Genomic DNA, 14,166 nt, shown 5'->3' on the forward strand with positions numbered 1-14,166 from the left:
CTTGGCCACCATGAAGCAGCTAATTAAACGCGAGTTAATCGCCTTGTGGAATGACCCTTGGCAACTCGCCTTAGTGAGCTATATCCCCTTGGTGGGGATATTCGGTTTATGGTGGCTATTTAGTGCCGGTCTGCCACGTGAGTTGCCCGTGGCGATCGTCGATCAGGATCAGAGTCAGATCAGCCGTATGCTGGTGAGACGGCTACAGGCTAACTCTGTGATCACCCCAATTCATTATCAAGACATCAATAGTGCCAAGGCCTCGATGGAGAGCGCCGAAACCTATGCCATGGTGGTGTTGCCGTTTCAGCTCAATCGCGATCTACTCACGGGTCATCAGCCAACCATAGATATACGTTACAACAGCCAATACCTCTTGGTTGGTAAGCTGTTATCGAGCCAGATCCAGCTCAGCCTGGCCGATGGGCTCAAGAGCAAGGCGCTCTTGAAGCAATTGGCCGCGGGTGTGCCTATGGCGCAGGCCGAAGTGAACCTTAACTTAGTGAAGACCCAGGTAAGCGCGCTCTATAATGCCAACAGCAACTATGTGGTGTTCTTGCTGCCACCGATACTGCTCGCCCTGGGGCAACTGCTCGCCATGTTAGTGTTTGCCAACTCCCTTAACCGGGAGCTAAGACAGGAGACCATGACCGAGTGGTTTAGCCTGGGCACGCGGCGTGTGTTATGGGCCAAGATGCTGGTTTATACGCCCTTGATCGTGCTGCAGGGGCGCCTGATCCTGACCCTGCTATATCAATACCTGGGATTACCGCTGGCGGGGGTATTCGGTCAGCTATTGTTGGCGCAGATAGTGATGTTGTTGGCGGTGTGGCTGCTGGTACTCACCATCTTCTTCCTGTTGCAAGACGCCGCCAGGGTGATCAGTTTCTGCACCGCACTGTTTGCTCCGGCATTTCCCTTTATGGGGATCACCTTTCCAACCCAGGAGATGCCGCAGTTGGCTCAGTGGTGGCGAAAGCTGATGCCATCGAGCCACTACATAGATACCCATGTTGGTGTGGTGAGTTATGGCCAGGATTTTGCTGTCTTTGTCCAGCAGGTGACTAGCTATTGGGGCTTCTTGTTGTTGGTGCCTGTGATTGTGGTCTTGGCTCGTCGGGTCAGGCGGGAATGGTCTGCCGAAGCCAGCACTCAGCCTATGAATGAGGCGCCTTAATATGGATTTCTGGTCTTTGATGTGGGCAGACTTTAAGTCGATCGTGACAGACAAGGCGATCGCTATCACCTTGTTTGGCGGCGTGCTCTTCTATTCTGTACTCTATCCACTGCCTTATCTGCATGAAGTGCCGACCAAGCAACAGATAGTCGTCGTCGACGGGGATCACTCGAGCCTGAGCCGTCAGTTGATTCGCCATGCCGATGCCAGCCCCAAGCTCGAGGTCGTCGCTGAGCTGAATAATATTAACCAGGCGGAGGACTGGATCGCCTCGGGTAGAGCCCACGGCTATATGGTGATTCCTGAAGGATTCAGGCGGGATCTGATTCGTCAGAAAGGGGTGACCTTAGCCTACGGCGGCGATGCCAACTACTTCTTGATCTACTCTGCCGTGCTCGAAGGGCTAGTATCCGCCGGGATAGATGCGGGCAAATATGTACAATTTAATGGTCTGCTGGCCAGGGGGAGTTCGGCCAAACAGGTGAAGCATGACCTGGAGCCGATTAAGCTCAACAGTGTACCCGCCTTTAACCCTAGCCTGGGCTACACCCCTTATGTGGTGCCTGGCGTGCTGTTATTGGTGCTGCACCAGACCCTGCTTATTGGCGCGGGCATACTCGGTGCGGGGCAATGGGGAAGAGAGGGCTACTGGCAGCAGGTGCCTGCCATGAAGCTTATTTTTGCCCGGGTGAGTGTGTTCGCCCTTATCTACAGCCTGTTTACCAGCTTCTATGTGGGCTTCTGTAACTACTGGTATGGGGTCAGCGTACAGGGAGTGTTATCCCAGGTGGTCCTGTTCCTAGTGCCCTTCGTTATCTGTACGGCAATTGCCGGTGTCGCCTTTAGCTGTATGTTTACCCGGCGTGATCTGCCGACCCAGGTGCTGCTGCTTATCTCTATGCCGATCCTGTTTGTCTCAGGGTTTATCTGGCCGTTTGAGTTGATCCCGTCGCCGCTTATCTGGATCGCCCAGGTGATCCCTGCCATACCTAGCATACAGGGCATGTTGCAGTTAAATCAGATGGGGGCCAGCTGGAGTAGTGTTGCCGGCTTCTGGTGGCAGCTATGGGGCTTGGCCCTGGTTTATCTTCTGCTAGCCTATCTGGGCGTCAGGTACCGTTTAAATAGCAAATAGCCCGCGCTGATGGCGGGCTATTTATTCGAAAGGCTATTCGCTCGAAGGGCAATCTTCTCGAGGGATTATCTTTTCTAGGGATTAGTGCCTATTCGCCGGTCTCGGCGCGCAGATACTTGACCAATTCGGCGGCAGACTTAGAGGCCTCGTCGGGCTTCTTGGTCAGCTCCTTGTTGGCCTGTCTCACCAGTTGACGCAGCTTCTGACGCTCTAGGCCCGGATGCTGTTCGAGCAGGGCCTGAATCGCCTCATCACCGCCACTTAGCAGCTGATCTTTCTGCTTCTCGGCGACGTTCTGCTTAGAGCTTTCGTTACGATTCTGGTTGAGCACGTTCTTCAGGTTTGCCTGCAGCTCGTCGATATCTACGTTGCGCATCAGCTTGCCGACATAGTGCAGCTGACGGCGATGAGCCTCGCTATTGATGCGGATCGTCTTGGCTTTCAAGATGTTATCGTGCAGCAGCTCGTCCAGCTCCAGCTTCTTCAGCTGGCTCTTGCTGAGGGAGACCAGTTTCTTACCTAGCTCTTGGTAAATGGCAATCTCGCGCTTTATATCGGCTCTGCTGACGTAATCGTCGTCATGATCGAAGGGCTGTTTAAAGTGTTCTGAGTCACCAACAATATTATTCATTAAAACTCTCTGGGGTCTAAGCCATAACTCCCCTAATGATACCATTTCCGGCCAATATCGCCTACGAAACGACTCAGTTATTTAATGTGAAAGCCTGACGGGTTTGCTATGCTACGGCCACGTTTGATAACAAAAGAGTAGATTTGTGCCTTCTCCCAGCATCGAAACCGAATTGAATTCACTGAAAGACGCCGTGTCTATGGCATTGGAATATGCCGCCAAATTGGGTACCTCGGGGGCCGAAGTGGCCATCAGCAAGCAGCAGGGACTCTCAGTCTCTACGCGTCTGAAAGAGGTTGAGACCGTTGAGTTTAATAAAGATGGTGCGCTGGGGATCACACTGTTCAGGGATGGCTGCAAGGGGAGCTCATCGACATCAGATCTGAGCCCTGAGGCGATTCGCCGCGCCGTGAAGGCCGCCGACGATATCGCCCGCTTCACCTCGGAAGACCCCTTCAATGGTCTGGCAGATGCCGAGTTGATGGCGAAGCAGATAGAAGATCTCGAACTCTACTATCCTCACGAGGCTGCGCCAGCCGAGCTCGAAGCCTTGGCGGCAAGCGCCGAAACGGCGGCGTTAGATAGCGATGTCCGCATCATCAATTCCGACGGTGCCAGTGCCAATGCGCACACAGGTGCCAAGGTGTATGGCAACAGCCATGGATTCCTTAATGGTTACGTCAGCTCACGCTACAGCCTGAGCTGCGTGGTGATCGGCGAGCAAGACGGTCATATGCAGCGTGACTACGACTACACGGTCGCCCGCCGCTTCGAAGACCTATGGACGCCCGAGGCGGTAGGTCAGCAGGCCGCTAAGAAGACTTTGAGCCGTCTGGGGGCACGCAAGATAGCCACCACTAAGCTGCCGATTCTGTTTGCACCAGACGTGGCCACCGGCCTCATGGGCCACCTGGTGGGCGCCATCAGCGGCAGTAGCCTGTATCGCAAGTCGAGCTTCCTGCTCGATGCCATAGATACCCAGATCTTCCCCGAGTGGTTTACCATCGCCGAGCAGCCGCACCTCAAGGGGGCACTGGCCAGCGCCTGTTATGACAGCGAAGGTGTGGCGACAATCGATCGCAACATCATCGACAGCGGCATTCTCTCTACCTATCTGCTGACCAGCTACTCGGCGCGCAAGCTCGGCCTGACTAACACGGGCCATGCCGGTGGTATCTATAACTGGACGCTTTCTCATACCGGGCAGAGCTTCGATGAGCTGGTGAAGCAGATGGACACAGGTCTTGTTGTCACCGAGGTGATGGGTCAGGGGGTCAACGGCGTGACCGGCGATTATTCTCGCGGCGCCGCCGGTTTCTATGTGGAGAAGGGCGAGATCCAATTCCCCGTGGAAGAGATCACCATAGCCGGTAACCTCAAGGATATGTATCGCAACATGGTGGCCGTGGGTAAGGAGCGGGATCTGCGATCTTCTATCCGCACCGGTGCCATACTGCTCGATGAGATGAAGATTGCCGGTAACTAATCCGGCATATTCATACTGATATTTTTCATGCTGCTATTTTAAATACTGATGTTTAAATGATAGGAAGCGAGCCCGATGGCTCGCTTTTTTGTGTCTGCTCGTCGGCTGGGGGGCGTGTTACAAGCGTGGCAAACAAGACTTGAATATACGGAAAAGCATATATATGCTTAGCCATATATTTATGTGTGGGAGTGCCAATGGCCGTCGCAATCTTTAAAGCCCTTTCCGATGAGACCCGCCTGCTGAGCCTGCTGTTGATCCAGGCCGAGGGCGAGCTGTGCGTGTGTGAGTTGATGGCGGCGCTTAACGAGAGCCAGCCCAAGGTCTCACGTCACCTGGCGCAGCTGCGTAAGGCAGAGCTTTTAAGTGACCGTCGTCAGGGCCAGTGGGTGTTTTACCGTATCAACCCCGAGCTACCCGCCTGGGCTGGTGAGGTGATCCAAAAGACCCTGGCGGGCAACCCTGAACTCTTGCGTCAGGCCCAGGCCCGTCTGGCTAAGATGGGTCAGCGTCCCGAGCGGGTACAAGTCTGTTGTAAAGGATAAATCCATGGGACTATTTGAACGTTATCTGAGTGTCTGGGTAGGGCAGGCCATAGTGGCTGGTGTCGCATTGGGCTATCTGCTGCCGGCGCAATTTGCCCTAATTGCCTCCTTTGAATATGCCAGCGTCAATCTGCTGATCGCCCTGCTTATCTGGGTGATGATCTACCCTATGATGGTACAGATCGACTTCTCGGCTGTGAAGGATGTGGGCAAGCGCCCCAAGGGACTGGTGCTGACCCTGGTGGTTAACTGGCTGGTTAAGCCTTTTACTATGGCGCTGCTGGGCTGGCTATTTTTCAGAGTCCTGTTTGCCTCCTGGGTGGACGCGCAGACCGCCAGCGAATATATCGCCGGCATGATCCTGCTGGGCGTGGCGCCCTGTACCGCCATGGTGTTTGTCTGGAGTCAGCTCACCAAGGGCAATCCTAATTACACTCTGGTGCAGGTGTCGGTGAACGACATCATCATGGTGTTCGCCTTCGCCCCCATCTGTGCCTTCCTGCTTGGGGTGAGTGATATTCAGGTGCCCTGGCAGACCCTGCTGATCTCTGTGATGCTCTATGTGGTACTGCCGCTTGTCGCCGGCGTGATCACCCGTAATTTATTGAATAAAAAGGGTCATGTTTTGGGCATCGAAGGTTTTGTCGCTCGCCTCAAGCCCTGGTCTATTCTGGGACTGCTGGCGACCGTGGTGCTGCTGTTTGGCCTGCAGGCCAACACCATATTGGCACAACCGCAGAACATCCTGTTGATCGCCATTCCCTTGCTTATCCAGACCTATGGCATCTTCTTCATCGCCTATTTCGCCGCTAAGCGGCTCAGGCTGGAACAGGAGGTGGCGGCGCCCGCCTGTATGATCGCCACCTCTAACTTCTTCGAGCTGGCGGTGGCCGTGGCCATCTCATTGTTTGGCCTGCACTCAGGCGCGGCCCTGGCGACTGTGGTGGGGGTGCTGGTGGAGGTGCCCGTGATGCTCTCCCTAGTGGCCTTCGTCAATCGGGATAAAACCAATTACCTGCGAGGCCTGGGTAAGGCCTAGGCGGCAACAGAAACAGCGAATCGAGAGAATAGGATAACAAGATGACAATCAAAGTAGGCATCAACGGCTTTGGCCGCATGGGACGTCTGGCGCTACGCGCCGCCTGGGAGTGGGACGATATCGAGTTTGTGCAGATCAACGACCCGGCGGGCGATGCCGCCACCCTGGCCCACCTGCTCACCTTCGACTCCATCCATGGCCGCTGGGCGCATGAGGCTGTTGCCGAAGGCGATCAGATAGTCATAGGTGATAAGCGCATTGCAACTAGCGCTAACCGCGCCATCGGCGACACCGATTGGTCCGGCTGCGACCTGGTGATCGAGGCCTCTGGGGTGATGAAGTCTAAGGCGTTGCTACAGGCCTATCTGGATCAAGATGTGAAGCGCGTGGTAGTGACAGCACCTGTGAAGGAGGAGGGCGTACTCAACATCGTCATGGGAGTTAACCATCAGCTGTATGACAAGGACAAATATCCGATAGTCACCGCGGCCTCCTGCACCACCAACTGTCTCGCCCCCGTGGTCAAGGTGCTGCACGAGCAGATCGGCATCAAGCATGGCTCCATGACCACCATTCACGATATCACCAATACCCAGACCATCTTAGATGCGCCCCACAAGGATCTGCGCCGTGCCCGCGCCTGTGGTCAGTCGCTGATCCCGACCACCACAGGTTCGGCCACCGCCATTACTCATATCTTCCCCGAGTTGAAGGGTAAGTTAAACGGCCACGCGGTGCGTGTGCCGCTGGCCAACGCCTCTATCACTGACTGTGTGTTTGAGATGCAGCGCCCCGTCACCGAGCAAGAGGTCAACGCCCTGTTTAAGGCTGCTGCCGAAGGTGAGCTGAAAGATATTTTAGGCTACGAGGAGCGCCCACTGGTGTCGGTGGATTACAAGACAGATCCGCGCTCCAGCATAGTCGACGCCCTGTCGACCATGGTGATCAACGATACACAGCTCAAGCTCTATGTCTGGTACGATAACGAGTGGGGCTATGCCAACCGCACGGCCGAGCTGGCACGTATGGTCGGCCGGTTGGATAAGGCCTAAGGTACACCGGCATGCTAACTAGCCTGCGCGCCCTACCGAGTGAGATGCGCCAGTATCTGCTGGTGACTGGCAACTACTGGGCCTTCACCCTGACCGACGGTGCCTTGCGCATGTTGGTGGTGCTGCATTTTCACCAGCTTGGCTATTCGCCGCTGTCGATCGCCATGTTGTTTCTATTCTATGAGATATTCGGCGTGGTGACTAACCTGGTGGGCGGCTATCTTGGCGCCCGCCTGGGGCTCAATCGCACCATGAATATCGGCCTCGGCTTGCAGGTTGCGGCACTGGCCATGTTGCTGGTACCAAGCGCATGGCTTACCGTGCCCTGGGTGATGGCCGCCCAGGCGCTATCGGGGATCGCCAAAGATCTCAATAAGATGAGTGCCAAGAGCAGTGTGAAGATGCTGGTGGCCAAGGGGGAAGAGGGCAGGCTGTATAAGTATATCGCCGTGCTGACAGGCTCTAAGAATGCCCTCAAGGGGGCGGGCTTCTTCCTCGGCGGCGCCCTGTTGGCGCTGCTGGGCTTCAAGGGGGCGATCGGTCTGATGGCGGCCCTGCTGGCTATCGTCTGGCTGGTGAGCATCATCAAGCTCAAGCAAGATCTGGGCAAGGCCAAGAGCAAGCCCAAGTTTACCGAGCTGTTTTCCAAGAGCCGGGCGATCAACATACTCTCGGCGGCGCGCATGTGCCTGTTTGCCGCCCGTGACGTCTGGTTTGTGGTGGCTCTGCCTGTCTATCTTGCCAGTCAGTTTGGCTGGGACCACTATCGGGTGGGGGGCTTTCTGGCACTCTGGGTCATAGGTTATGGCGCGGTGCAGAGCCTGGCGCCCAGAATCACCGGCAAGGCCAGCGGCCAGGTGCCCGATGGCCGCAGCGCCATGTTATGGGCGGCTGGGTTGACACTGATCCCCGCCGCGATTGCGCTGGTCCTGACTGGACAGCTCGGGCTTGCGTCGGCGATGGCCCAAGAGGCGGCCTTGCTGATCGGCCTCTTGCTGTTCGGCGCCGTGTTTGCCATCAACTCCTCCTTACACAGCTACCTGATCGTCAGCTATGCCAGTGACGATGGCGTCTCCTTGGATGTCGGTTTCTACTACATGGCCAATGCCATGGGACGGCTATTGGGCACTATCCTCTCGGGTTGGGTCTATCAGGCCTATGGGCTGGCGGCTTGCTTATGGATCTCGACGGTATTGCTCGGGCTAACGGCAGTGATTAGTGTGGGGCTGCCGAGGCGTTAACCTTGGCATGAAGACCGGGCATTATTTTGCTCTGCCATCGATGTTCGCAGCTGCATCTGCAATCGATCATTTACTCTCTTAGATTTGATGGCATTTGAATCATTGGGGGCTCAATTCCTGAGGTTGCTGTTTCTCCGCTTAGCCCTCTTCAATTCATAGTATTTCGTCTCAGTGAAAGAGTCGCAGGCCGAGGGCCGAGAGGTAGAGGCCGAGCCCGAATATGCCGTGGGTGAGCAGGCTGTGTAGCCGTGCCTGACCTGGGTTGGGCAGACGAGAGGCGGCGATGCCTGCGCCCATGCCGGGTTGCATCAGCAAGAAGGGGGCGAGCACGGTGACTAGGCCCACCGCGAGGGCGGGAGACAGGCTTGGCTCTGTGAGCCACTGTGAGCCGGTAATGAGCAGCAAGAGGGCGGCAAAGCTGACGCCGATGAGATAGTGGGCCAACCAACCTATGAGGGTCTCACCCAGGACAGGGGAGGCCTTTGCTATCGCCTGATGACGAAACTGACCCTTGGGCATGTGGCATAGCCAGCGGCCCACCAGATAGTAGCTAGGCAGGGGCATACCCAACAGGGGATGACGCAGCAGGCCCCAAAGATCCATGATGAGGGTGGCGCCCAGGCCGATGAGGAGGCAGTCGATAAGGGGAGAGATATTCATTCCTTTGTTGTGTGAAGCCATTGATATTGTTAGCTTACAACTTCAAGTCGACTTGAGGTCAAGGGAAGGATATGGATATTTCACTGGTCGCCAAGCGCTCGGGCGTGCCGGCGTCGACCCTGCGTTATTACGAAGAGCGGGGGTTGATCTGCTCGCTGGGGCGTCATGGCATTCGCCGCCAATTTGGCGCCGAGGTGCTAGAGCGTCTGGCGTTGATTGCCCTTGGCCGCTCGGCGGGATTGTCCCTCGATGAGATTGGCAGCATGCTCGCAACAGGCGGTGATCCCCTCATAGACAGAGAGCTGCTGCTACGCCGGGCCGACGAGCTGGAGCGCACCATCTTGAGGATGCAGGCGATGCGTGACGGTTTGAGACACGCCGCCAACTGCACCGCGCCCAGTCACATGGAATGCCCCAAGTTTCGCCGTCTGATGAAGGCCGCCGCAGCCGGTGCATTTGACTCGCAGTATAAGTCGTCTCTACCAAGGCGCTAGCGGCTCGCTTGCGTCAAATTCCTCATGAAAACGCCTTGAGTCATATTCTTAGGCAGTAGGCTTGCCGCTTCGGCTAACATCTCTCTTTGTTTCAATTTGTTAACAATCGCTGCTTTCATTTTGAGCGCTTTTCGTTGTACTCTGGGATGCAATCAACAAAGCGTGGCGTAGATCACCAAAATAACGATAAAAACGAAGAGGTTTGAATGGAAGTTATTACTGAGTTTGTCAGTACGATTAACGGGTTCGTATGGGGTACTCCCATGCTCGTGATGATCTTAGGCGTGGGACTCTTTCTCTCCTTTGGCTTGCGGTTGATGCCGATTCTAAAGCTGGGTACTGGCTTTAAGTTGCTCTGGTCTGGGCGTATTCCCGATAAAGATAAGCAGATGAAGGGGGAGATCAGCCCCTTTAATGCCCTGATGACCTCACTGTCGGCCACCATAGGTACGGGTAACATTGCTGGGGTGGCGACCGCCATCTTTATCGGCGGCCCGGGTGCCCTGTTCTGGATGTGGTGTACAGCCTTAGTCGGCATGGCGACCAAGTTTGCCGAGGCGGTGCTGGCGGTGAAATACCGTGAAGTCGACGATAACGGCAACCATATCGGCGGCCCCATGTACTACATCAAGAATGGTCTGGGCAGCAAATGGGCCTGGCTGGGTACCGCCTTCGCCCTGTTTGGATCCTTCGCCGGTTTCGGTATCGGCAACACAGTACAGGCCAACTCTGTGGCCGACGCCCTGAGCAGTAACTTCGGCGTGCCCACCTGGGTGACTGGTGTGGTGCTCATGGTGTTGGTGGGCGCTGTGCTGATGGGCGGTATCAAGCGTATCGCCGATGTGGCGGGTAAGCTGGTGCCCCTGATGACGGTATTCTATATCGCCGCCGGCCTGTCGGTGATCGTGGTTAATTTCGCCGATATTCCCGATGCCATCGCCCTTATCGTGCACAGCGCCTTTAATCCTGTGGCGGCCCAGGGCGGCTTCGCCGGTGCGGCGGTGTGGGCCGCGGTACGTTTCGGTGTGGCCCGCGGCGTCTTCTCTAACGAGGCCGGTCTAGGTAGCGCGCCTATTGCCCACGCGGCGGCGCAGACCAACAACCCTGTGGCCCAAGGCCTGGTGGCTATGCTGGGTACCTTCATCGATACTCTGGTGGTATGTACCATTACCGGTCTGGCGATCGTGGTCTCAGGTGCCTGGACATCGGGTGAGAATGGTGCGGCGCTGACCTCCTATGCCTTCTCCCACGCCCTGCCTATGGGGAACTATATCGTGGCCATCGCCCTCTCTATCTTTGCCTTCACCACCATCCTGGGCTGGAGCGTCTATAGCGAGAAGTGTGTGCAGTACCTGTTTGGTGTGCGCGCGGTAAAACCCTTCAGAGCCATCTGGGTCATAGTTGTTCCGCTAGGGGCCGTCAGCTCGCTCGACTTCATCTGGCTGCTGGCCGATACCCTGAATGCCATGATGGCGATCCCTAACCTGATCGCCTTGTCGCTGCTCAGCCCAGTCGTCTTCGGCTTGACTCGTGAGTACTTCATCAAGAAGCGACAGCAAGAGGCCGAGGCCAGTAGTTAAACCGTCTGTTATGAGCAACAAAAAAAGCGCCCGAGGGCGCTTTTTTTGTTGCTCATATGACTAGTCGAGACGCTTATTGAAGCGCAGCGAGGCCACTAGGATGCCGACCAGGGTAAAGCCGATAAGCCAGAGGGCATCGAACTGCATGTCGCTCAGGTTGCCCCCTCGCAGCACGATGGCGCGTATGATGCGCATGAAGTGGGTGGCGGGCAGAAGCTCGGCGATCCACTGGGCCGGCCTGGGCATGGCCTCGAAGGGAAACATGAAGCCTGACAACAAGATAGTGGGCAGTATGATGAAGATGGTCATCTGCATCGCCTGCAGTTGCGTCTTGGCGATGGTGGAGATGATCAGCCCCAGGCCGAGGATGATGGTCATCTGCACCAAGCCCACCAAGATGTAGGGCACTATCTTACCCAGCATCAGCTCTAGCGGCTTGATGGGCGTGGTGATCAGCAGCTCCAGGTTGCCGCGCTCGCGCTCTCGTACTATGGCTGCCGAGGTAAAGAGGATCATGGTCATGGTGAGGATCACCGCGATCAGCCCCGGTACTATGTTGACCGCCGAGCGCTGCTCTGGGTTATAGAAGAGGGCGATCTCGAAGGTGGGCAGCCTCTGTGTGTCTTGCCCTGTGATCTGATCCAGAGGCATGTTTCTCAGCTGGCTGATCGCCGAGGCAACCATGGTATCCGAGCCGTCGACCACCCATTGTCCCAGGGTTTCGCCGTTGGCCAGCTTCTGGGTGAGGTTGGGCGGCAGGATCAGCGCCGCGCGTACCTCACCCCGGGTAATGGCGGCCTCGGCCTCTTCGGCACTGGCGTAGTGCTTCTCTATGCTGACCACCTGAGTCACCTTGATCGCCTCGACTATCCAGCGACCGGCGGCGGAGTGGCTCTGATCCACCACGACCACGGGCACGTTACGCACATCGGTATTGATGGCATAGCCAAACAGCAGCAGCTGGATTAGGGGGATCATCACCACCATGCCGAAGGTGATGCGATCCCGCTTGAGCTGGCGGATCTCCTTGGTGGTGATCGACTTTATCCGCCTCAGGCTAGCCAGTAACATCTTCAGCCTCCCGAGAGGTTTTGAGTCCTTTGCCTGTGACGGATACGAAGAGATCTTCTAGGTTGGGCGAGACCAGGCTTAACTGATTGGCGCTCAGCGGTTCAGGCGTCGGTTGCCCTGTCATGGTGCGACTCTTCTCCAGCAGCCAGGGGATGGGATCTGCTATCTGCTTGTCTACCAAGACCCGCAGGCGGTCGCCGAGCTGGGCAGTGGAGGGGATCTCGCCGAACTGGCTCAGGTGTGACTTTAGCTGGCGTAGCCTGTGGCCGGCTATCTCTATGACATGCAGCGGCATCGCCTCGAGTAGCGCCTGAGGATTGCCCTTGGCGCGAATGTGGCCGCTTTCCATGATCGCCAGCTGGTGGCAGCGCTGCGCCTCATCCATGTAATGGGTGGTGACCAGTATGCTGGTGCCGCGCTCGGAGAGATCGAATAGCTGTTCCCAGAAGTCGCGTCGGTTCTGGGGATCCACCGCCGAGGTGGGTTCGTCGAGAAACAGCAGTTCTGGTTCGTTGATACAGGCGCAGGCCAGCCCCAGGCGCTGCTTCTGCCCGCCGCTGAGGGTGCCCGCTAGCTGTTGGCGCTGGGCGTCGAGATGATAGGTATCGATCAGCTCATCTATCTTGCGTTTGCTCTCCCTGGCACCCAGGCCATAGATGTCGGCGATAAATTGCAGGTTCTCCCTGACGCTCAGGTCTTCGTAGAGGGAGAATTTCTGGGTCATGTAACCGATGCGTCGCCTGAGTGCCTCGGCCTGCTGGGGGATGGCCATGCCGAGCACGGAGATCTCGCCTCGGGTAGGGGTCAGAAGGCCGGTGAGCATGCGTATTGTGGTGGACTTGCCGCAGCCATTGGGGCCGAGAAAGCCGTAGATGTGGCCCTTCTGCACCTGTAGATCCAGCTCGGCCACCGCAAAGAGATCGCCAAACTGCTTATCGACGCCGCGGGCATCTATGGCCAGATCCGCATTTGGCTGCATCAGGGTAGCTCCACCTGGGCGGGGATCCCCGTGGGCAGGCGCTGGGCCGAGTCGTCGAGATCGAACTCCGCCAGATAGACGAGGCGAGACCTGTCCTGCTGATTCAAGGCGTAATAGGGAGTGAAGGCCGGCTCCTTGCTTAGCCAGCGCAGTGTGCCGCTGAAGGGCTGCTCCTGACCGTCGACATGGACTTTTAGCTGCATTCCTATGGTGAGTTTGGCCATAGCTGGGGCGGGAATATAGACCCGGGCATAGGCGGCCTGGTCGGCCTGAATCGCCACCACCACGGCGTTGGCGGGCACTCGCTCCCCCAGGTTAAAGGGCAGGCTGTCGAGGCGGCCGCTGCGGGTCGCCGTGATGCTGAGGTCATCCAGCAGTTGCCGCGCCAGATCCAGCTCGGCCGCGGCGGCATCCAGGGCGGCCTGGGCCTGCTGAATATCTTCCTGGCGCACGCCGACAATCAGCTTGCTCAGGGCCTCATTGGCGGCGTTGTGTTCGGCGATGGTCTGATCCCGGCTGGCAACGGCCTGATCCAGCTCCTGCTGGCTCACCAGGTTCTGTCGCTTGAGCTTGTCGATGCGCCTGTAGGTCTTCTCCGCCTGTACCATGGCGGCGGTGGCACGCTCCAGATTGGCCTGGGCGCTGGCGATATCTTCGGGGCGCTCACCATTGGTGAGTCTGAGCAGATAGGCCTGGGCCTTCTGCCACTGAGCCTCGGCGCTGGCGACGCGGGCGGTTTGTTTGCGGGTGTCGAACTGTAGCAGCAACTCGCCTTCGTTGACCTGGCTGCCCTCGCGTTTGGGCAGTGCCGTGATGATCTCTGAGGTGGTGGCGCGCAGCAGTACCCGGTCGCGCTCTAAGGTGCCCAGGGCCTGGGGAGGTTCGGCGCCCTGACAGCCGCTAAGTAGCAGGAGCAGCGGGGCGAGAAGGCGTAAGGATTTACTCAGCGTCATGATGACCTCTTGCAGATAAACTGCCCGGAAGAATTATGACTATCAATAAGTTATGTACTGAATTTAATCTTACACCAACTTAACCAGTGGAGAAGGGGAATCTTAACAAGCCCTCGGCTCGAC

General features: G+C 57.1%; 14 protein-coding genes. 9 read left to right on the forward strand and 5 right to left on the reverse strand.

Annotated features, from left to right (window positions below):
- Positions 1–10 precede the first annotated feature (10 nt).
- Entirely contained in the window at positions 11–1,177 is a 1,167-nt protein-coding gene (locus tag L2731_RS11525) for an ABC transporter permease (protein WP_249253242.1), read from the forward strand.
- Position 1,178: 1 nt separating this feature from the next.
- Positions 1,179–2,312: an ABC transporter permease gene (locus tag L2731_RS11530; RefSeq protein ID WP_239852858.1), complete on the forward strand. Its 1,134-nt coding sequence runs from the start codon at positions 1,179–1,181 to the stop codon at positions 2,310–2,312.
- An 88-nt stretch (positions 2,313–2,400) separates the two neighbouring features.
- On the opposite strand, the gene yjgA is transcribed toward L2731_RS11530, so the two are convergent.
- Complete coding sequence (yjgA, locus tag L2731_RS11535) at positions 2,401–2,943, reverse strand: ribosome biogenesis factor YjgA (protein ID WP_239852856.1); 543 nt, start codon at positions 2,941–2,943, stop codon at positions 2,401–2,403.
- Positions 2,944–3,088: 145 nt separating this feature from the next.
- Between yjgA and pmbA the strand changes: the two genes are divergently transcribed.
- The 5 genes from pmbA (at position 3,089) to arsJ (ending at position 8,306) form a co-directional block, all read left to right on the forward strand.
- Complete coding sequence (pmbA, locus tag L2731_RS11540; protein WP_346429478.1) at positions 3,089–4,429, forward strand: metalloprotease PmbA; 1,341 nt, start codon at positions 3,089–3,091, stop codon at positions 4,427–4,429.
- A gap of 197 nt (positions 4,430–4,626) precedes the next feature.
- On the forward strand, positions 4,627–4,974 hold the full coding sequence (locus L2731_RS11545; RefSeq protein WP_239882517.1) for a metalloregulator ArsR/SmtB family transcription factor: 348 nt from the start codon (positions 4,627–4,629) through the stop codon (positions 4,972–4,974).
- Between the two features lie 4 nt (positions 4,975–4,978).
- Positions 4,979–6,013, forward strand: coding sequence for an ACR3 family arsenite efflux transporter (gene arsB / locus L2731_RS11550; protein ID WP_249253243.1), 1,035 nt, complete (start codon positions 4,979–4,981; stop codon positions 6,011–6,013).
- Positions 6,014–6,054: 41 nt separating this feature from the next.
- Positions 6,055–7,065: an ArsJ-associated glyceraldehyde-3-phosphate dehydrogenase gene (locus tag L2731_RS11555; RefSeq protein WP_249253244.1), complete on the forward strand. Its 1,011-nt coding sequence runs from the start codon at positions 6,055–6,057 to the stop codon at positions 7,063–7,065.
- A gap of 11 nt (positions 7,066–7,076) precedes the next feature.
- Entirely contained in the window at positions 7,077–8,306 is a 1,230-nt protein-coding gene (gene arsJ / locus L2731_RS11560) for an organoarsenical effux MFS transporter ArsJ (RefSeq protein ID WP_249253245.1), read from the forward strand.
- A 168-nt stretch (positions 8,307–8,474) separates the two neighbouring features.
- Here arsJ and L2731_RS11565 read toward each other — a convergent pair whose 3' ends face one another.
- Complete coding sequence (locus L2731_RS11565; protein WP_249253320.1) at positions 8,475–8,960, reverse strand: DUF2938 domain-containing protein; 486 nt, start codon at positions 8,958–8,960, stop codon at positions 8,475–8,477.
- A 77-nt stretch (positions 8,961–9,037) separates the two neighbouring features.
- Here L2731_RS11565 and L2731_RS11570 point away from each other — a divergent pair, with 77 nt between their 5' ends.
- Complete coding sequence (locus tag L2731_RS11570; protein WP_249253246.1) at positions 9,038–9,460, forward strand: helix-turn-helix domain-containing protein; 423 nt, start codon at positions 9,038–9,040, stop codon at positions 9,458–9,460.
- 206 nt (positions 9,461–9,666) lie between these two features.
- Positions 9,667–11,040 (forward strand): alanine/glycine:cation symporter family protein, encoded by a 1,374-nt coding sequence (locus L2731_RS11575; RefSeq protein WP_239852840.1) that lies wholly within the window; start codon positions 9,667–9,669, stop codon positions 11,038–11,040.
- Between the two features lie 60 nt (positions 11,041–11,100).
- Here the strand turns inward: L2731_RS11575 and L2731_RS11580 are convergent, their stop codons facing one another.
- From L2731_RS11580 to L2731_RS11590, 3 genes are read right to left on the reverse strand one after another with little or no spacing between them, the layout of a single operon-like run.
- Positions 11,101–12,111 carry an ABC transporter permease gene (locus L2731_RS11580; protein WP_249253247.1) on the reverse strand — a complete coding sequence of 337 codons (1,011 nt, stop codon included), beginning with the start codon at positions 12,109–12,111 and terminating at the stop codon, positions 11,101–11,103.
- On the reverse strand, positions 12,098–13,090 hold the full coding sequence (locus tag L2731_RS11585) for an ABC transporter ATP-binding protein (RefSeq protein ID WP_249253248.1): 993 nt from the start codon (positions 13,088–13,090) through the stop codon (positions 12,098–12,100). Before L2731_RS11585 ends, L2731_RS11580 begins: the two co-directional genes overlap by 14 nt.
- Positions 13,090–14,043, reverse strand: coding sequence for an HlyD family secretion protein (locus tag L2731_RS11590; RefSeq protein ID WP_249253249.1), 954 nt, complete (start codon positions 14,041–14,043; stop codon positions 13,090–13,092). The genes L2731_RS11585 and L2731_RS11590 overlap by 1 nt, the downstream gene beginning before the upstream one ends.
- Between the last annotated feature and the right edge of the window lie 123 nt (positions 14,044–14,166).

This window comes from Shewanella aquimarina (assembly GCF_023349185.1).
Classification (GTDB): Bacteria; Pseudomonadota; Gammaproteobacteria; order Enterobacterales; family Shewanellaceae; genus Shewanella; species Shewanella aquimarina.